Below are 18015 nucleotides of genomic sequence, written 5' to 3'. Positions count from 1 at the left end.
GTAAATGGGCGCATATATCCTAAGGCGCTTGTTGCTTGTGATCCCCACGTTGCTGGGAATCATGATCATCAACTTCGCATTGATCCAATTTGTCCCTGGTGGACCCATCGAACAAATCCTGGCTGAGCTGGAAGGCGGCGGGGATGTGTTTGAAGGCATTTCCGGCGGCGGCAGTGAGTTGGTGGACAGCGGCGACAGCGACTATATCGGTGGGCGCGGTTTGCCTGCCGATTTCATCGCTGATCTGGAACGCGAGTTCGGTTTTGACAAACCGCCCTTGGAACGGTTCCTCAACATGATGTGGAACTATATGCGGTTCGATTTCGGCGAAAGCTACTTCCGCTCGATCAGCGTGTTTGATTTGGTGATGGAAAAAATGCCCGTCTCGATCACGCTGGGGCTGTGGTCGACACTGATCGCCTACATGATCTCAATCCCGCTGGGCATCAAGAAGGCAGTCAGGGACGGCACGCCCTTTGACACCTGGACTTCGGGTGCGATCATTGTTGGCTACGCCATTCCGGGGTTCTTGTTTGCGATCCTGTTGATCGTGCTGTTTGCAGGTGGATCGTACTGGCGCATTTTCCCGCTGCGTGGTCTGACATCCGCAAATTTTGAAGAGTTGAGCCTGATTGGCCAAGTGCTCGACTATTTCTGGCACATTGCCCTACCGGTTCTGGCGTCGACCATATCGGCCTTTGCTACTTTGACCTTGCTGACCAAGAACAGTTTTCTTGATGAGATTAAGAAGCAATACGTGATGACGGCGCGGGCCAAGGGCCTATCCGAGAACCGGGTTCTTTACGGCCATGTTTTCCGCAATGCGATGCTGATTGTCATCTCCGGGTTTCCCGCATTGTTCATCGGCGTCTTCTTTGGTGGCTCGCTGATTATCGAAACACTGTTCTCGCTTGATGGGTTGGGCCGTCTGGGGTTCGAGGCGGCGGTTGCCCGCGACTATCCCGTTGTCTTTGGTACGTTGTTTGCCTTCTCGCTTATTGGTTTGGTTGTGGGGATAATCACGGATCTGACCTATGTGCTGATTGATCCACGCATTGATTTTGAGGCGCGAAACTAATGGAAAAGCGCCCTATTCTGTCTCCGCTTAACAAACGTCGGTTGCGCAATTTCCGCCGCAACAGGCGTGCCTATTGGTCGCTCGTCATCTTTTCGGTGCTGTTTGGTCTGTCACTGATGGCCGAGTTTATCGCCAACGACAAACCCATCGCAGTCAGTTATCGCGGCGAAATCCGCATGCCGATATTCAGCTTCTATTCTGAGAAGGATTTTGGCGGCGATTTCCCGACCGAAGCCGGGTATGGCGAGGTCGAGGTCGATTGTCTGATCGTGACGGGCGGGCTTGACGCATGCTTTGACGCGCCCGAAGAACTGATCGCGGCTGTCGCAGCAGGCGAGGCGCTGGATGGCGATTTTCAGAAAGGCTGGATGCTCTGGCCGGTTATTCCCTATTCCTACAACACTATCGTTGATGTGCGCGGCGTCGCTCCGGCACCCCCAAGTGCAGAGAACTGGCTAGGCACGGATGACACCAAACGCGATGTAGTTGCGCGTGTTATATATGGTTTCCGATTATCAGTGACGTTTGCTCTGACCGTTACGGTTGCGGCCTCGTTCATCGGGATCATTGCTGGTGCCGTGCAGGGGTATTTTGGAGGCTGGATCGACCTGATCTTCCAGCGTTTTATCGAGATATGGACGGGCATGCCGTCGCTTTACGTTATCATCATTGTCTTTGCGATTTTGGGGCGTAGTTACTGGCTTCTTGTGTTTCTCACAGTGCTGTTCGGCTGGCCTGCCCTTGTCGGTGTGGTCAGGGCAGAGTTCCTGCGCGCGCGTAACTTAGAATACGTCCGTGCTGCCAAAGCGCTGGGCGTGCGTGATCGCACGATTATGTTCCGCCACATGCTGCCCAATGCAATGGTCGCTACACTGACCATGCTGCCGTTCCTTGTGACTGGTGCAATCGGCGGTTTGGCTTCGCTTGATTTCCTCGGTTTCGGCCTTCCGTCCTCGGCCCCGTCATTGGGCGAGATGACTTTGCAGGCCAAACAGAACCTGCAGGCCCCGTGGCTGGGCTTCACCGCCTTCTTTACCTTTGCGATTATGTTGTCGCTGCTGGTTTTCATCTTCGAAGGGGTTCGCGATGCCTTTGATCCGCGTAAGACGTTCGTGGCAGATGGCGACTTGATTGTGGACGACGACCTGTTTGCGCAAACCGCAGAAGCGGAGGCAGACCGCACATGAGAAACACTGTCCTAGACGTCAAAGACTTGCGCGTCGCCTTCCGTCAGGATGGTAACACAACCCATGCCGTGCGCGGTGTGTCCTTCACCGTGAACCGGGGCGAAACAGTGGCGCTGGTCGGTGAAAGCGGATCAGGCAAATCTGTGACTGCGCTGTCCACCGTGCAACTGCTCGGTGATAGCGCGGTGATGGCCGGGTCCATCACATATGAAGGCACAGAGATGGTCGGCGCTGATGAACCCGCGTTGCGCCGTGTCCGGGGCAATGACATCAGCTTTATCTTTCAAGAGCCGATGACATCGCTCAACCCCTTGCACACGATTGAAAAGCAACTTGCCGAAAGCATCGAGTTGCATTCAGGTCTGCGCGGTGCCGCGGTGACCAACCGTATCTTGCAATTGCTGCACAAGGTGGGCATCCGCGATGCCGAAAGCCGCCTTGGATCGTACCCGCATCAGCTTTCGGGTGGCCAACGCCAACGCGTGATGATCGCGATGGCCTTGGCGAATGGTCCTGAGTTGTTGATCGCCGATGAGCCGACAACCGCGCTGGATGTAACCATTCAGGCCCAGATTCTGGAACTGCTCGCGGATCTAAAGCGCGATGAAGGCATGTCGATGCTCTTTATCACCCACGACCTGACCATCGTGCGCAAGATTGCCGATCGGGTCTGCGTTATGAAAGACGGGGAGATTGTCGAAAGCGGCCCCACCGCCGAGATTTTCGCCCGTCCGCAGCATCCCTATACTCAAACGCTCTTGGCCGCCGAGAGCAGCGGCGTCCCTGCGCCGGTTGAGGATACAGCCCCGGTCGTGTTGGAAACCAACAGCACCCGCATCTGGTTCCCGATCCAGCGCGGGCTGCTCAAGCGCACTGTGGGCCATGTGAAGGCCGTCAATGACGCGACCCTGACCGTGCGGGCCGGAGAGACTTTAGGCGTCGTTGGCGAAAGCGGCTCCGGCAAGACGACCCTTGCATTGGCAGTCATGCGATTGATCCGCTCCGAGGGGCGGATTGCCTTTCAGAACACCGATATTCACCACCTCAACCAACGCCAGATGCGCCCTTTGCGCAGCGACATGCAGATCGTGTTCCAAGACCCTTACGGATCACTCAGCCCACGGATGACCGTGGAAGAGATCATCGCCGAAGGACTTGGCGTGCATGGCGTCGCACCGGGCCGCGATAAACGCGAGATGGTCGGCGAGATCATGGGCGAGGTTGGCCTTGATCCATCGCTGATGGACCGCTATCCGCACGAGTTTTCCGGCGGTCAACGCCAGCGCATTGCAATTGCACGGGCAATGATCCTGCGACCCAAGCTACTCATTCTCGACGAGCCGACCTCGGCCCTCGATATGACCGTACAAGTGCAGATCGTGCAGCTTTTGCGCGACCTGCAGCAAAAATATGGGTTGGCCTATCTGTTTATCAGCCACGACCTGAAGGTCGTGCGCGCTTTGTCGCATAAAGTGATGGTCATGAAGCAGGGCGACGTGGTTGAGGCGGGCGATGCGGATGCGATATTTGACGCGCCGCAGAACGCATACACCCGCGCGCTGATGGCAGCGGCGTTTGAGGGGAAAGTAGCCTAGATTTCTACCGCTGCGGCTGCTGCAATGTCGGGCAGGGCGGAATTGCCACCTTCGCCAATGACAACGTATTGCGCCGTTCCTGCACTCCAGTACACAAAATCGAACCCATTGATTGTGCGCTCGCCAAATGTCGGTGCGCCTGTGGTCGCGCCATTGCCATGCTGTAAGCACAAAGCGACGACAGCCCCGTCCGCGTCGCGGTACATCAATTGGGCAACCGGTTTGCCATTGGCCACCAAAAGCCGCCCGCCTTCGAAGGTCAGATCGAAACCGGAGAGATCCGGGATCGTGAAGCTGGTACCAATTGTATTGCCCAGCCATGTTTCGATGTGATCGGCCTCATCCGCCCCAACCTCAACCAGATGGCGGCCCTGACTGGCGTATACGGCGTGATAGTCGGCGATATCAGCCAGCCAACCTGCGGTCACGACAGGTGGTGTCTGACCTTTGAACGCGTAGCCGCCAAGACCACCCAAAGCAAAGACAACAGCCGCCGCCGCCAATGTTCCCCAGATGGGACGTGCCGGTGTAGCCGCAGGTGCGTTTGTCTGCAAAGGGGCCGCTTTGATCTGCTGTGCGAGGGCGAATGGTACAGGGTCCGCCAATTGCTCGCCGAATTGTTCGAGCGCTGCCGCGTCGGCCTCCATCATCGCGTCAAGCATGGCCTGGGCTTGAGGATCAGTGGCCAGTCGCGCTTCGACCTCTTGGGCAGCGGCGCCGTCTAATTCGCCATCCAGATAGGCGCTCAGTTTGATTGAAAAGTCAGTCATTTCGCGACCTGCTCCACTTCTGACAGGCTTGAGATCAAGAGTTTCCGGGCCCGGTGAATGCGACTCATCACGGTGCCGATCGGGATGCTGAGCAGCTCGGCCGCCTCGCGGTAGCTGTAGCCTTCGGCGCAGACCAGCAAAAGCGGTTGTGCCAAATCCTGATCAAGGTTGTCGACCTTGCCCCGGACCTGCCGGGCGGCAAGATCATCGGCGGCGGTGTCTTCGGTACGCAATTCTGCGGCTTCTTCGGCGGGGATTTGGCCTTCGCCTTGCCGCGTCTTGCGTTTGCGAATTTCGCTGATCCACATGTTGCGCACGATCCGAAACATCCAACGGTCCAGCGGCTGGGCCGGGTCGTATTGTTCCCATTTCTGTAGGGCGGCGGCGCAGGCATCCTGCAACAGATCGTCCGCATCCGGGCCAGAACGTGTCAGGCTCAACGCGAAACGGCGCAGGCGCGGCAACAGGCCAATCAATTCCGTTTTGAACTGGTCCGGGGTCATCACCACCGCTTTGCTAAGGGTCAGATCAGTGCAGGGGCACAAGTGTTTCACGTTTATCTGTCTGCGCGATGATGATGGTTTTGAAAGGATTTGCAATGTGCGCTGGGCAACAAATGGCTGATGCCACAGCGCAGAAAGAGGGAGAAGCACGATGCTGAGCAAGTACAGACCTCTCTCAGAACCACTTAGTTCGCGATATGCCACACACCGCCGACGCCGTCGCCGGTTGCATCACCGGGGGCCGCGTCACCCACCCAGAGGTAAAGCGGTGCGCCATCCTTGGCCCATTGGGCCATGCCGTCGGTGCGCTCGATCTGTGTGAACCCTGCGCCTGGCGCCTTCTGACCTGCGTCGACCAGATAGGGTGGCCAGCTTGCCGCACAGCTATCGTAACAGTTCGACTGGCCTGCGCTGTCGTTGTCGAAGGTAAAAAGCGTCATGCCATTGGCATCGGTCAGCGGGCCGTGACCTGCTGCAAGTGTGACCCCTTGCGGGGTCTTGTCATAACTGTATCCATAGGATTGTGCGAAGGCTTTGCCACTTGCGGCGACAAGCAGGGCAAGGGTGATTGCGGCAATCATTTTCATGGTCTGATCTCCAGATGCGTTGGTTTTGCAAGCGGCGTGATCGCCGCTCTTGCAAGGGTTACGCATGGAGAACCGGGTTTATTCCCGATGAGGGGGCATTTTTTTGCCAGCTAGGCTCTAGCTGTCCGCGCCGATCATAAAGCAGGTCGTGCCCCGCGCCTGAAGCCTGCGACATGCCAGATCAGCCCCTTCGCGGGTCAACCCCATGAAGTTCGCATCAAACCCGCCAGAGCGCTGCACAACCCGGCGTAGTGAGCCGTCAAGTGCGCTCATCTCGTTCAGGGCCACGCGCAAAAGCACGCGTTCGGCGTCATAGCGCGTATTATAGCGCCCGACGTTCACACCCCAATGCCGTCCGCCGGATGTGGAAATCCGCGTGACAATCTCGGGGCCCGTATCAATCGCCGGGGCAGGGGCTGCTGCAAGGATAGTTTCACCCGGCACAGGCCGTGCGACAGGTACAACAGTAGGGGCAGCGGCAGCAACTTGGACTGGCTCATCGGCTTGGATTGGTTCATCAGCCACACCTGCAAGTGCCTCGGCAAGCGCGGCGTCAACTGCCTCTGCCACAACGGCGTTGATTATCTCTGGGTCAACCGCTGGCGTGGGTGCGGGTACGGGCGCTGGTTCTGCTGCGGCAACGACGACTTCTGCCGGCGCCGCTGGTTCGGCCACTGGCCGCATCACGGGCCGGATACTGCGCGTGACAAGGCCACTGACACGGACGACCTTGCCGGGGTTGCCCACGGTGCCTGTTGTAGGTGCGTTCGTTAGCATGGCCGCAGGTGGGTTCGGCCGTCTGATTGTCGCGCGCGAAGGCGCGCGGTTAAAGCCCATATCCATCAGCTCTGTAATCCGCGCGTTGCGTGCCGACGTGGATGAACCGCCAAAGACCGTCGCAATAACGCGTTCTTGCCCGCGCTGGGCAGAGGCCACGAGGTTAAAGCCCGCTGCATTCGTATAGCCGGTTTTGATGCCGTCACCGCCTTCATAGCTGTCCAACCAACGGCGGTTGGTATGGCGCACCGTGGCGATGCCCGCATCAGCAGAGCGGCGCGAGAAGAGGTTATAATACTGCGGGAAGTCATAGATCACATGCCGCCCCAGCACCGACATATCGCGGGCGGTGGATAGGTGGCCCGATTGCGTCAACCCATGGGCGTTGCGGAAATTGGTGTTGCGCATGCCCATCGCCCGCGCAGTGCGGTTCATACGCGTGGCAAAGGCGGCCTCAGAACCCGAGATCGCCTCGCCAATGGCGGTGGCGGCGTCATTGGCGGATTTCACGGCGGCGGCACGTAGCAAGAAACGCAGGCGGATTGTCTGACCGGCACGCAAGCCAAGTTTCGATGGCGGCTCTGATGCCGCAAGGCGGCTGACCCTGACGGGGGTGTCGAGGGTGATCTCGCCCCGTTCAATGGCCTGAAAGGCCACGTAGAGTGTCATCATCTTGGTCAACGATGCCGGATGCAACCGCGTGTCGGCGTTGCGCGAATGCAGGACTTCGCCTGTGCGCGCATCCATCACCATGGCGGCATAAGGGGCTGCACCCGCGCGGATCGGCGCAAGCAGCAAAGATACCATCAATACCAATAGAAATAGCCCTTGGAGGGCCCACTGTCCCGGACGACTTGCCACGTCGCTTGCCTCTTTTTTGCTGCCTCTGACCCCGGATTTTTCCGGTGGTCTTATTGTTATGAAAGGACGCTAACATAGGTTGGGTTTTCAGAAAATACCCCAATTTCAAAGACTTTGCGGGCGTTCATCATCCGATCAATCCATATCTTGTGGTATTTTGGCGCTGAACCCCTATATGGGCCAGTATCCCGCGAATGTGGCATGCGCCGTCTTTGTTCAAAGACGGGGTTTTCATGCCGAACCTGTGCCTTATATATAACGCCTAGCACACCAAGGCGGAATGATGCAGGCTCAGGTTCATATGATGGCGGACAAGGAAGGGGACGGCGACAGCGATGTCGGGGTCGCCCTTGAGACGAAGCCAAAGACCAAACGCCCACCGATGTATAAGGTGATGATTTTGAACGACGACTTCACTCCGATGGAGTTTGTCGTCCATGTGCTGGAACGGTTCTTTGGCCTGTCCCATGCGCAGGCCTTTGAGTTGATGCTGACCGTCCACAAAAAGGGTGTCGCTGTAGTTGGTGTCTTTAGTCATGAAATCGCCGAGACGAAAGTTGCTCAGGTGATGGATTTCGCGCAACGCCACCAGCATCCGCTGCAATGCACGATGGAGAAAGAATAGCGCCTTTCGCGTTGTTCGCCCTGTTATGTCCCAATCTCGCCTCAGCACCGCCATTGAAGATGGCCTGATCGCGCTACCCGAAGGTGCGATAACGATCATGCGCCCTTCTGCAACCTATGATGTGTCCGCATTGCCCCGTGATGTGGTTCAGATATTGCATGGCTTCTACCCCGATGCGGCGGCCTGGCAGGGTGCGGGCTATGCGGTGTCGCAGACTTTGGGCAAATCTGCGGTCGCAATTGTTGTTGTGCCACGCGCCAAAGCGCTGGCTCGCGCGATGATTGCCGAGGCCTGCGCGCAGGCCGATTTTGTGATTGTCGATGGGCAAAAGACCGACGGTGTGGACAGCCATTTCAAAGCCTGCCGCAAGGTGCTGGGTGATTTGCCCTCACTGACAAAGGCGCATGGGCGCATTTTTTGGTTCAATACCAGCGATGCCTTTGCCGATTGGGCAGCGCCAGCTCCGCAAAAGGGCGCACATGGGTATTTCACCTCGGCGGGTGTGTTCTCAGATGGGGCCGTTGATGCCGGATCCGCGCTGTTGGCAGAGGCCCTGCCGGCCAAACTGCCAAAGCGCTTGGCTGATCTGGGTGCCGGATGGGGCTATCTGGCCGCCCCGGTTCTGGAACGCGCAGGCGTGTCATCACTTGATCTGATCGAGGCGGAAGCCCTGTCGCTGGATTGTGCCAGATTGAACGTCACCGACGAACGTGTGTCATTCCATTGGGCTGATGCAACCCGCTTTGCACCTGACGCGGTCTATGATGGCATCATCATGAATCCACCATTTCACACCAGCCGCGCCTCTGACCCGTCGCTGGGCCGCGCATTCATTCAGGCCGCTGCCCGCCTGCTGACCCCCAATGGCAAGCTTTGGATGGTTGCGAACCGCCATTTGCCATATGAAGCCACGATGACAGAGTGTTTTCGCAATGTTGACACGATCGCTGGCAATGGCGCATTCAAAGTGTTCCACGCGACCAAACCCACGCGATAAGACCTCGTTCAGGAGATCCCACATGTCCTTTTCCATTTCCGGCAAGACGGCTATTGTCACGGGGGCTGCAAACGGCGTTGGCCTCGCTATTGGGCGGCATTTTGTCCAGATGGGTGCGAATGTGGTCTTTGCCGATATGGATGAAAAGAAGCTCTGTAGTGAAATGGGCGAAGACGCGCAGAAAGAAGAGACTGTACGCACATTCTCTGGTGATCTGCGCAAGAAACTGACGATTGCCAACCTGCTGTCCGCGACGGTGGACGCATTCGAGCGTGTCGATATTTTGGTCAATGCCTCGCGGCAGGTGATGACAACCAACCCGCTTGATCCCGATGATAACTCGGTTGAGGAACTGCTGCAGCAGAACACCATGACGGCGCTGCGTGTCAGTCAGGCTGTCGCGCGACGGATGATTAAACAGGCAGGTGGGGAAACCAGCGGGCCAATTGGCTCTATCGTTAATCTTTCGTCCATTGCCGCGCGGCGCACGCATCCGGAGTTGCTGGCATATTCCGTCAGCTCTGCTGCCTTGGATCAGATGACACGGTCGATGGCCGTGGCTTTGGCCCCCAATGGCATTCGTGTAAACGCCGTGGCCTTTGGCAGCGTGATGAGCGCGAGCCTCAAGGGTTCGCTGAAGGATCAAGATACCCTGCGCGAAACGATTGTCGAAAACACGCCGCTCCAGCGGATTGCGAGCCCCGGCGAAGTATCAGATGCGGTGCAATACCTAGCGTCCGATGCCGCTGGCTTTGTGACCGGGCAGATTATCACGGTTGATGGCGGGCGCACGTTGATCGATCCCGCGCCCGTATCGGCGCATTGATTATTCGGGGTGAACCCTGATGCACTGCGCAACCGCCTGATTGGAGGCGCCTTGCGTCTGCACAAAGCGTTCCTGAAGTGACGCAAGTTTGGCGCGTTCGGCGTTTAGATCGATAGCAACAGGAGCCGTCGATGTGACGGTCTGTGTGTCCTTGCAAGGGAATGTGAATTCATCACCGTCCGGTGTGCGGCCAGTGCAACGGCTGTTGATCGTGCGAACATCCTGCCGTTCTTCCAATGCATAGCCGCGGGCGATGTTGCCTTCGGTCTCGGCGATCAGACTGCGCAGGATGCGGGTCTCGCGGGTGACATCGTTTATGCATTGCTCGCGCGGGGTTGCGCATGCGGCCAGGGCGACCAATGGTAGGATGATAAGGACAGGGCGCATGATGTCTCTCCGGTTTTGATCTGGATCATCGGTGTGTGATCGGTATGGTGCATAAAACCATAGCACAATGCTATTCAATAACAGAGGCACGGCGACGCATGGCTGACGGGTTCGCAGCAGAGAAAAACACGGCATCCGCGTGGTTTCGCACTTTACGTGATGAAATCGTGGCAGCCTTTGAGACGCTGGAAGATACGCAAGCCGGCGACGGCGCTGCGGGACGTTTTGAAGTGTCCGAGACAAAACGCACATCTGACGACGGCTCGGACGCGGGTGGTGGATTGATGTCAGTGATGCGCGGTGGCCGCGTCTTTGAAAAAGTTGGGGTCAATGTCTCAACCGTGTACGGCGAATTGGGCGCACCCGCGCAAAAAGCAATGGCGGCGCGCGGTGTGCCCGGCATGGCAGATGACCCGCGTTTCTGGGCGTCGGGTATTTCGCTGGTGGCGCATATGCAAAACCCCCACGCCCCGGCTGTGCATATGAACACTCGTATGTTCTGGACGCCCCATGCCTGGTGGTTCGGCGGCGGCTCTGATCTGAACCCCTGCATCGAATATGCCGAGGATACTGCGCATTTTCACGCGACCCAGAAAGCGCATCTCGATCCTCACGGCGCGGCATACTATCCCAAGCTCAAGGAATGGGCGGATGAGTATTTCTATATCCCGCACCGCAATCGGGCGCGTGGCGTGGGTGGTATCTTTATGGACGACCATTGCACCGGCGACTGGGAAGCTGATTTCAAACTGACGCAGGACATCGGAAAGGCCTTCCTGCCTGCCTATGTGCCCTTGGTTGAAAAGCGGCGGAACATGGCGTGGACCGATGCCGACAAGGACACGCAGCTGGTGCATCGCGGGCTCTATGCAGAATACAACCTTGTCTACGACCGCGGGACCAAGTTCGGGCTGACCACCGGGCATGATGCGAATGCTGTGTTGATGAGCCTGCCACCTTTGGCGAAATGGGTGTGATCAATCCACCTGAATGAAGCGTGGCCCGTCGATATCGCGGTCGCTTTGAATGCCGGATTCTGTGCGCATGGTTGCGGGTTTGCCAGCACCTGTTGCCAATTGGGTCATGGCGATACGCACAAACAGCGGTGAAACACCCTCACCCAGCATACCAGCGGCCATGACATAAAACCTGTCAGGAGCGATGGCGATAACCGCCCGGGCTGAACGCATGGGGCGCAGACCAAATGGGTACTTCTCGTCTGCGGCGGCCCCAAGTGCGGCCTGTTCCTCGGCGTTGGCGGGGATAAAGATCAGCCAGGCACAAAAGAATAAAAGTGCTGCCCGCATGGCAGAGCGAAAACCATGAAACGCAAAGCGCAATGTGAGAGGTATTTTCAAGCGACAAAGCTCCGATCGGTTGCCAGAGCCTAACCTTGGTGTGGTTATGTGGCTAGGCGCCGCGCACAGTATCGATCATCAATTGGACATTTTCAGGGTCAGCGTCGGGCGTGATCCCGTGGCCGAGATTGAAAATATGCGGCCCCTTACTCAGCGCATCGCAGATGCGGCGCGTTTCAGAGATCAAAGCGTCGCCGCCAGTGACCATATGGGATGATTTGAGGTTGCCTTGCACACAGCCGTCCTTTTGAACGTGTTCTGCAACCCATGCAGCATCAACACCGTCGTCTACGGCGACACAATCGGCCCCGGTTGACGCATGCACGCCTGCGTACTTCGGGCCTGCGCCGCGTGGGAATGCGATGACTGGGATGCCGGGGTGTTTTTCCTTCAGCGCTGCCGTGATCCGTTGCATCGGCTTGATTGAGAAGTTGGTGAAGTCATCGCCTTGCAGCGATCCGGCCCAACTGTCGAAGAGTTTGACGCATTCCGCACCCGCCTCGATCTGTTTTGACAGATAGGCGATGGTGCCTTCGGTCAGTTGGTCAATGATCCCTTCAAACACCGGGCGGTTCTCAGCTTTGAGCGCATGGGCTGGACCCTGATCTGGGGTGCCTTGCCCGGCGATCATATAGGTCGCGACCGTCCATGGCGCGCCTGCGAACCCGATGAGCGTCGTCTCTTTGGGCAGTTCGCGCGACAGTATTTTGACCGTCTCGTAAACGGGGTTGAGCGTGTCGTGGATGGCGTCAGTTGGTTTGAGCTTGGCCAGCTCGTCAGCCGAAGTGATCGTGGACAGGCGCGGGCCTTCGCCAGTGACGAACCACAGGTCCGCACCCAAGGCCTGCGGCAACAGCAGAATATCGGCAAAAAGAATAGCAGCATCAAAGCCATAGCGGCGGATGGGTTGCAGTGTGACCTCTGCTGCAAGCTCTGGATTGTAGCAGAGCGACAGGAAATCACCGGCCTGCGCGCGCGTCGCCTTATACTCGGGCAGATACCGCCCGGCCTGACGCATCATCCAAATCGGCGGGGTGGCAAGTGTTTCGCCTGCGAGTGCCCGGAGGATGGTTTTTTGCTGCGCCATGAGAAGTCCTTTTTGTTACCTGCGTGGTCCCAGTTGGATGCAATCATGTCAAGGGAGTTGTCAGGTTAGGTTGACAGGTCTAACAGTCGTCTCATGACATTGACTCTGCCCACCCCCGCGTCACCATTCAACATCGGGACTCGTGGATCGCCCTTGGCCTTAGCGCAGGCGTATGAGACCCGCGCAAGGCTGATGGCTGCATTTGATTTGCCCGAAAGCGTCTTTGAGATTTGCATCATCAAGGTGACTGGGGATGCCATTCAGGACCGACCGTTGAAAGAGATCGGGGGCAAGGGTTTGTTCACCCGCGAGATCGAAGAGGCGCTGCTGGACGGATCTATCGATATTGCTGTGCATTCGATGAAGGACATGCCTGTAGAACAGCCCGGTGGATTGCTGCTGGACACTTATCTGCCGCGTGAAGATGTGCGTGATGCCTTTGTGTCGCTGAGTGCCAAAGGTTTGGATGATCTGGCGCAGGGGGCTACTGTCGGCACCTCGTCATTGCGTCGCCGTTCGCAGCTTTTGGCCAAGCGCCCTGATCTGAATATCGTGGAATTTCGTGGCAATGTGCAGACCCGGTTGAAGAAATTGAGTGATGGTGTGGCCGAGGCGACATTTCTGGCGATGGCGGGGCTGAACCGTTTGGACATGACGGATGTGCCGCGCACGGCCATAGCACCAGAGGATATGCTGCCTGCGGTGGCCCAAGGGGCCATTGGTATCGAGCGACGTGGCGATGACAGCCGCGCGGCGGGCATGCTGGAGGCCATCCATGACGGCCCAACAGGCCAGCGGCTGGCCGCGGAGCGCGCGTTTCTTGCGCATTTAGATGGGTCTTGTGAGACGCCAATTGGCGGGTTGGCGGATCTGGATGGTGGATCGTTGCGGCTGCGTGGAGAAATATTGCGCACCGATGGCACTGAGGTGTTCAAAGATGATATGACCGGGGCCATTGCTGATGGGGCCGAGATGGGCCGCGCGATGGCTGCGACGCTTTTGGCGCAAGCCGGGCCGGATTTTTTCTAGGCAGCGAAGGAATTTCGCCGAAATTCCTTCTATCTACGCAAGAAAATTCTCGAATTTTCTTGCTCAGGCGGGCGGGATCACCTTGCCGGGATTCAGGATGCCTTTGGGATCAAGTGCCGCTTTGATCGCCCGCATCACATCCAATGCGACCGGATCTTTCCGCCGCTTCATGGTTTCCAGTTTTGACACGCCGATCCCGTGTTCGGCGCTGAATGAACCGCCCAGTTCTTGCACCACATCCTCGACCGCTTCGACCAAAGCATCCATCGCATCAGGATCGTTGCGGCTGATATAGCTGGTGTGGTGAATGTTACCGTCGCCCAGATGGGCCACGATGACTTCGCAGGCGTCGGGATCAATCGCCTTGATGCGCGGGGTCAGCATGTCCTCAAAAGTTGCGACCTTGTCCAGCGGCACGGCCACGTCGGTATTGACGAAGACGCCGCCAAAGAAGGCGACCTCGCCAGCGTCTTCGCGCCGTTTCCAGATGTCGCGGCGCTGGGCCTCGTTCTGGGCGATGACCGCATCAAGCACGGTGCCGTCGTCGAGCATTGCCCCCAGCGTGTTTTCCAGCATGGTTACAACGGGCAGGCTGCCGTCATCTGATGGCACTGCATCGCGGGCCATTGTGGCAGCCACTTCGATCATGATATTGACGCCATAAGCGGCTTCAAACGGAGGCGGCACATCGGGGAAAAGTTCGTGGTGTTTATCGATGTAGCTTCGCGGCATGTATTCAAAAGCCTCGACCCCGCCGCCTGTGGCACTTTGCAGCTTGTGCAGCAGGTCGAGTGCTGAGGGCAAGGACTGCACTGCCACCATGGCCGTTGCATAGGCCTGTGGTTTAGGGCGCAGTTTCAGCACAGCGGCTGTGATGATACCCAATGTTCCTTCTGCCCCGATGATCAGATTACGTAGATCAAGACCGGAGTTGTCTTTGTGCAGCTCGCTCATCAAGTTCATGATCCGCCCGTCGGCCATGACAACTTCAAGCCCCAGACACAGCCCGCGCGTGCTGCCGTAGCGTACGACGTTCGAGCCCCCTGCATTGGTGGAGAGCAGGCCGCCGATCATGGCAGAACCACGTGCGCCAAGGGTGAGTGGGAAGATCAGATCATGGGCTGCTGCCGCGTCGTGCAGGTTTGACAGGATGACACCGGCGCCAACGGTGGCTGTTTGACTTGCGACGTTGATGTCAGAGATCGTGTTGAGCCGTTCAACCGAGACCATCAACGCGGCTTCGGCCAAGGTTGCGCCTGTCAGGCCTGTGCGGCCAGAGGCGGGCACAACGGGTGTGTCGGTGTCGTTGGCGATCTTGAGGATGGCAGAGACTTCTGCGGTGCTTGCCGGGCGCAGGACGGCCAGCGGTGAGGATGTATAGGCGCCGGTCCAGTCCTTGCCATAGGGGGCAGCGTCTGCACCTGTCAGAATACGGTCTTTGCCGATGGCTGCGGCGATTTGGTCAAGAACGGACATAGCTATTCCCCAATAGTGGTGGCGAGACGCTAGCGGCATATTGAGCGCGGGGAAAGTGGTGGTGGCGTAGGGGAGATATGAACTCCCGCACTGAGGGTGGCTTGGCGCAGCCAAACGCCCGTTAGTCGGGCAGTCGGCTATATCTGACGGAGGTTTGGTGGTGGCGTGGGGGAGATTTGAACTCCCGACCTAACGATTATGAGTCGTTCGCTCTAACCAACTGAGCTACCGCGCCATTCCACGAGCGACGGGTTACGCAATGGGGGCTGGGCTGTCAAACCGATTCTGCGGGTCAGGTGGGTTAAAACCCACCTTACGTGTCGCAACTGTTGGCCAAGTAAGGTGGGTCGAGACCCACCCACGCCTAGTCGTAGCGCAGCTCGGTCGCTTTGCCCCGGAAAATAACGTAGGACAAGATCGTATATCCCATGATTGTTGGCAAAACGATGCATGTGCCGATCAGGATGATGAACAGGCTCTCTGGCGCGCTCGCCGCCTCATAGATCGTGATCTGCTCGGGCACCACATAGGGGTAGAAACTATATGCCATCCCTCCAAATGCCATCACCCATAGCACCGTCGCCGCCGCAAAAGGCTGCCATGACCGACGGTCCCCTGCGTAGGGCATTTTGCGCAGCATTGACCAGAGCCAAAACACCAGCGACGCCGAGAGGATCGGGAGCGGTGACAGGTAAAGCGCTTCGGGCCAGCTGAACCATTTGTCAAAGATGCGGGTGCTTACAAAAGGTGTTGCCAGTGATATTGCCCCGATCCCCAGCACCAGCCCCCAGATACCGCCCTTAGCCCACTCGACGGCTTTGATCTGCAAGGCGTCCGATGTCTTGTGGATCACCCAGGTCGCACCAATAAAGCTATATCCGACTGTCAGGAACAGGGCTGTCAGCATCGCGAAGGCGATGTTGATCCAGCTCCACTCAAGCCCCATCACATACATACCCAACATGAAACCTTGGCTGAGTGAGGTCATGAGTGAGCCTGTAAAGAACGCGTTATTCCACAGGCGCTTGTGTGGGGCGGGGGCCTTGGCACGGAACTCAAACGCGACGCCGCGCAGGATTAACCCGATCAGCATAATCGCCACGGGCAGATACAGCGCCGTCAAGATCGCCCCATGCGCCGAAGGAAAAGCCACCAGCAGCAGACCAACGGCCAGCACTAGCCACGTTTCATTTGCGTCCCAGAACGGCCCGATGGAGGCGATCATTCGGTCCTTTTCGTTGTCATTTGCGAAGGGAAACAGAACCCCAACCCCCAGATCAAACCCGTCCAAAACCACGTAGATCAGGATTGAGACGCCCATTAGGGCTGCAAAGACAAAGGGCAGCCAGATGGTTGGATCGCCAAAATAAGTCATCTTGTTACTCCGCTGGCGTGGATTTGGGGGCCGCTGTCGGTGACGGTGCGACGCGTGTGCCAATGTCTTCGCCACGTGCCGCTTTTCGCGCCAGGTAGAAGATGACGAAGATATAGGCGGCCAGAAGTGCGGCATAGACCGCCAGATAGGCGATTAACGTGGACAGCACCAAAGGTGCTGGCACGTCGCCCACAGCCTCTTTCGTGGTCATCACCCCGTGGACCAGCCAAGGTTGTCGCCCGATCTCGGTTATGTACCAGCCGGCCAGCGTGGCGAGCCAGCCACTGAAGCTCATGGTAACCAGCCCATAAAGCATTGGCTTGGGCAACCCTTCAACGCCACGTTTGCGGCGCATGATCAGATAGGCGGCGGACCAGCTTACCAGCAGCATCAATAGCCCGGTGCCAACCATCACCCGGAACGACCAGAACACAAGAGAAACACGTGGGTGAAGCACTTCGCCATCTTCGGTCACAAAGTCATTGAGACCTTTTACTTCGCCGTTCCAGTCGTGGGTCAGGATGAATGAGGCCAATTTTGGAATACTGATCTCAAGCCGGTTTTCACGGGCTTCTTGGTCGGGAAGGGCAAAAAGGATCAAAGGAACGCCGGTTTCGGTTTCCCAGTTGCCTTCCATCGCCGCCACCTTGGCGGGCTGGTATTCCTTGGTGTTCAGGCCGTGAAAATCCCCGACCAGAACTTGCACCGGAATCAATACGGCTGCCGCAAAGATAGCCGTTTTTAGCGCAACCCGTACCCCTTCGGTACGGCCGCCAATCAGCCAACGGAACGCACTGACACCTGCAATCAGGAAGCTGACGGTCAGGAAACTGGCCAAGACCATATGAGTAAAGCGGTACGGCATGGATGGATTGAAGATGATGGCGGACCAGTCGGTCGCATAAGCCACTCCATCGATCATCTCGAACCCTTGAGGCGTGTGCATCCACGAATTCAGCACGATAATCCAGAAGGCTGACATCATGGTGCCGAAGGCCACAAGGAATGTCGCCATGGTGTGCAGCCAGTTGGGCACGCGGCTGAACCCAAAAAGCATGATACCGAGGAACACCGCTTCGAGGAAGAATGCGGTCAGGATCTCATAGGCCAGAAGTGGCCCCGCAATATTGCCCACTTTCTCCATGAAGCCCGGCCAGTTGGTGCCGAACTGGAATGACATGGTGATCCCTGACACAACGCCCATCGCAAAGGATAAAGCAAAGATTTTGACCCAAAAACGATAGGCTTCCATCCAACGCTCTTCGCGGGTGCGGTTGTAGCGCAGCTTGAAGAACAGCAGAACCCAACCCAGGGCGATCGTAATTGTCGGGAACAGAATGTGGAATGAAATGTTGGCCGCGAATTGGATGCGCGACAGCAGCAATGTTTCGAGTTCCATAAGGCGCCTCTGTTTTCAGGCTGTGATATCCTAGTCCTGATATAGCTGCATTGCAGCATAGTTTAGGGGGGTGCGACAACAAAGCGCGGACCAGATGG

Annotated in this window: 18 protein-coding genes and 1 tRNA gene; 8 read left to right on the top strand and 11 right to left on the bottom strand. The window is 57.6% G+C overall.

Annotated features, from left to right (window positions below; all coding sequences use genetic code 11):
• Positions 1-4 precede the first annotated feature (4 nt).
• The 3 genes from DHN10_RS11460 to DHN10_RS11450 are packed head-to-tail and all read left to right on the top strand — an operon-like array spanning position 5 to position 3860.
• The gene (locus DHN10_RS11460) at positions 5-1078 is read left to right on the top strand and encodes a microcin C ABC transporter permease YejB (RefSeq protein ID WP_108815455.1); all 1074 of its coding nucleotides are present in this window, start codon (positions 5-7) and stop codon (positions 1076-1078) included.
• The gene (locus DHN10_RS11455) at positions 1078-2265 is read left to right on the top strand and encodes an ABC transporter permease (RefSeq protein WP_108815454.1); all 1188 of its coding nucleotides are present in this window, start codon (positions 1078-1080) and stop codon (positions 2263-2265) included. Before DHN10_RS11460 ends, DHN10_RS11455 begins: the two co-directional genes overlap by 1 nt.
• A complete protein-coding gene (locus tag DHN10_RS11450) occupies positions 2262-3860 on the top strand; it encodes an ABC transporter ATP-binding protein (RefSeq protein WP_108815453.1) in 1599 nt (532 codons plus the stop codon). The genes DHN10_RS11455 and DHN10_RS11450 overlap by 4 nt, the downstream gene beginning before the upstream one ends.
• Here the strand turns inward: DHN10_RS11450 and DHN10_RS11445 are convergent.
• The 4 genes from DHN10_RS11445 to DHN10_RS11430 form a co-directional block, all read right to left on the bottom strand.
• On the bottom strand, positions 3857-4630 hold the full coding sequence (locus DHN10_RS11445; protein ID WP_108815452.1) for an anti-sigma factor family protein: 774 nt from the start codon (positions 4628-4630) through the stop codon (positions 3857-3859). The genes DHN10_RS11450 and DHN10_RS11445 overlap by 4 nt on opposite strands.
• Entirely contained in the window at positions 4627-5184 is a 558-nt protein-coding gene (locus DHN10_RS11440) for an RNA polymerase sigma factor (protein ID WP_234417116.1), read from the bottom strand. Before DHN10_RS11440 ends, DHN10_RS11445 begins: the two co-directional genes overlap by 4 nt.
• Positions 5185-5318: 134 nt before the next feature.
• Entirely contained in the window at positions 5319-5720 is a 402-nt protein-coding gene (locus DHN10_RS11435; RefSeq protein ID WP_234417115.1) for a COG4315 family predicted lipoprotein, read from the bottom strand.
• A 117-nt stretch (positions 5721-5837) separates the two neighbouring features.
• Positions 5838-7304, bottom strand: a complete 1467-nt coding sequence (locus tag DHN10_RS11430; RefSeq protein ID WP_108815449.1) for a D-alanyl-D-alanine carboxypeptidase family protein — start codon at positions 7302-7304, stop codon at positions 5838-5840.
• A 337-nt stretch (positions 7305-7641) separates the two neighbouring features.
• Between DHN10_RS11430 and clpS the strand changes: the two genes are divergently transcribed.
• Genes clpS through DHN10_RS11415 form a run of 3 tightly spaced genes read left to right on the top strand, consistent with a single transcriptional unit; the run spans position 7642 to position 9806 of the window.
• Positions 7642-7983 carry an ATP-dependent Clp protease adapter ClpS gene (clpS, locus tag DHN10_RS11425; protein ID WP_108815702.1) on the top strand — a complete coding sequence of 114 codons (342 nt, stop codon included), beginning with the start codon at positions 7642-7644 and terminating at the stop codon, positions 7981-7983.
• Positions 7984-8008: 25 nt separating this feature from the next.
• Positions 8009-8980, top strand: coding sequence for a class I SAM-dependent methyltransferase (locus DHN10_RS11420; RefSeq protein ID WP_108815448.1), 972 nt, complete (start codon positions 8009-8011; stop codon positions 8978-8980).
• 22 nt (positions 8981-9002) lie between these two features.
• Positions 9003-9806 carry an SDR family NAD(P)-dependent oxidoreductase gene (locus DHN10_RS11415; protein WP_108815447.1) on the top strand — a complete coding sequence of 268 codons (804 nt, stop codon included), beginning with the start codon at positions 9003-9005 and terminating at the stop codon, positions 9804-9806.
• Here the strand turns inward: DHN10_RS11415 and DHN10_RS11410 are convergent, their stop codons facing one another.
• Positions 9807-10193, bottom strand: coding sequence for a hypothetical protein (locus tag DHN10_RS11410; RefSeq protein WP_108815446.1), 387 nt, complete (start codon positions 10191-10193; stop codon positions 9807-9809).
• 98 nt (positions 10194-10291) lie between these two features.
• Here DHN10_RS11410 and hemF point away from each other — a divergent pair, with 98 nt between their 5' ends.
• A complete protein-coding gene (hemF, locus tag DHN10_RS11405) occupies positions 10292-11170 on the top strand; it encodes an oxygen-dependent coproporphyrinogen oxidase (RefSeq protein ID WP_108815445.1) in 879 nt (292 codons plus the stop codon).
• Here hemF and DHN10_RS11400 read toward each other — a convergent pair whose 3' ends face one another.
• Positions 11171-11551, bottom strand: a complete 381-nt coding sequence (locus tag DHN10_RS11400) for a hypothetical protein (protein WP_159086985.1) — start codon at positions 11549-11551, stop codon at positions 11171-11173.
• Between the two features lie 52 nt (positions 11552-11603).
• The gene (hemE, locus tag DHN10_RS11395) at positions 11604-12638 is read right to left on the bottom strand and encodes a uroporphyrinogen decarboxylase (protein ID WP_108815443.1); all 1035 of its coding nucleotides are present in this window, start codon (positions 12636-12638) and stop codon (positions 11604-11606) included.
• Between the two features lie 93 nt (positions 12639-12731).
• On the opposite strand from hemE, the gene hemC reads away from it, so the two are divergent.
• Positions 12732-13667 (top strand): hydroxymethylbilane synthase, encoded by a 936-nt coding sequence (gene hemC / locus DHN10_RS11390; RefSeq protein WP_108815442.1) that lies wholly within the window; start codon positions 12732-12734, stop codon positions 13665-13667.
• A 63-nt stretch (positions 13668-13730) separates the two neighbouring features.
• On the opposite strand, the gene DHN10_RS11385 is transcribed toward hemC, so the two are convergent.
• The 4 genes from DHN10_RS11385 to DHN10_RS11370 form a co-directional block, all read right to left on the bottom strand.
• Entirely contained in the window at positions 13731-15143 is a 1413-nt protein-coding gene (locus tag DHN10_RS11385; protein WP_108815441.1) for an FAD-binding oxidoreductase, read from the bottom strand.
• Positions 15144-15301: 158 nt separating this feature from the next.
• Positions 15302-15378: transfer RNA gene (locus tag DHN10_RS11380), tRNA-Met, on the bottom strand.
• Between the two features lie 129 nt (positions 15379-15507).
• Positions 15508-16518, bottom strand: a complete 1011-nt coding sequence (locus DHN10_RS11375; protein ID WP_108815440.1) for a cytochrome d ubiquinol oxidase subunit II — start codon at positions 16516-16518, stop codon at positions 15508-15510.
• 4 nt (positions 16519-16522) lie between these two features.
• Complete coding sequence (locus DHN10_RS11370; RefSeq protein ID WP_108815439.1) at positions 16523-17917, bottom strand: cytochrome ubiquinol oxidase subunit I; 1395 nt, start codon at positions 17915-17917, stop codon at positions 16523-16525.
• Positions 17918-18015 lie beyond the last annotated feature (98 nt).

It is taken from the genome of Loktanella sp. Alg231-35 (assembly GCF_900143545.1).
In the GTDB taxonomy this organism is placed as follows: domain Bacteria; phylum Pseudomonadota; class Alphaproteobacteria; order Rhodobacterales; family Rhodobacteraceae; genus Yoonia.
This window is presented reverse-complemented; position numbering and strand designations above follow the sequence as displayed.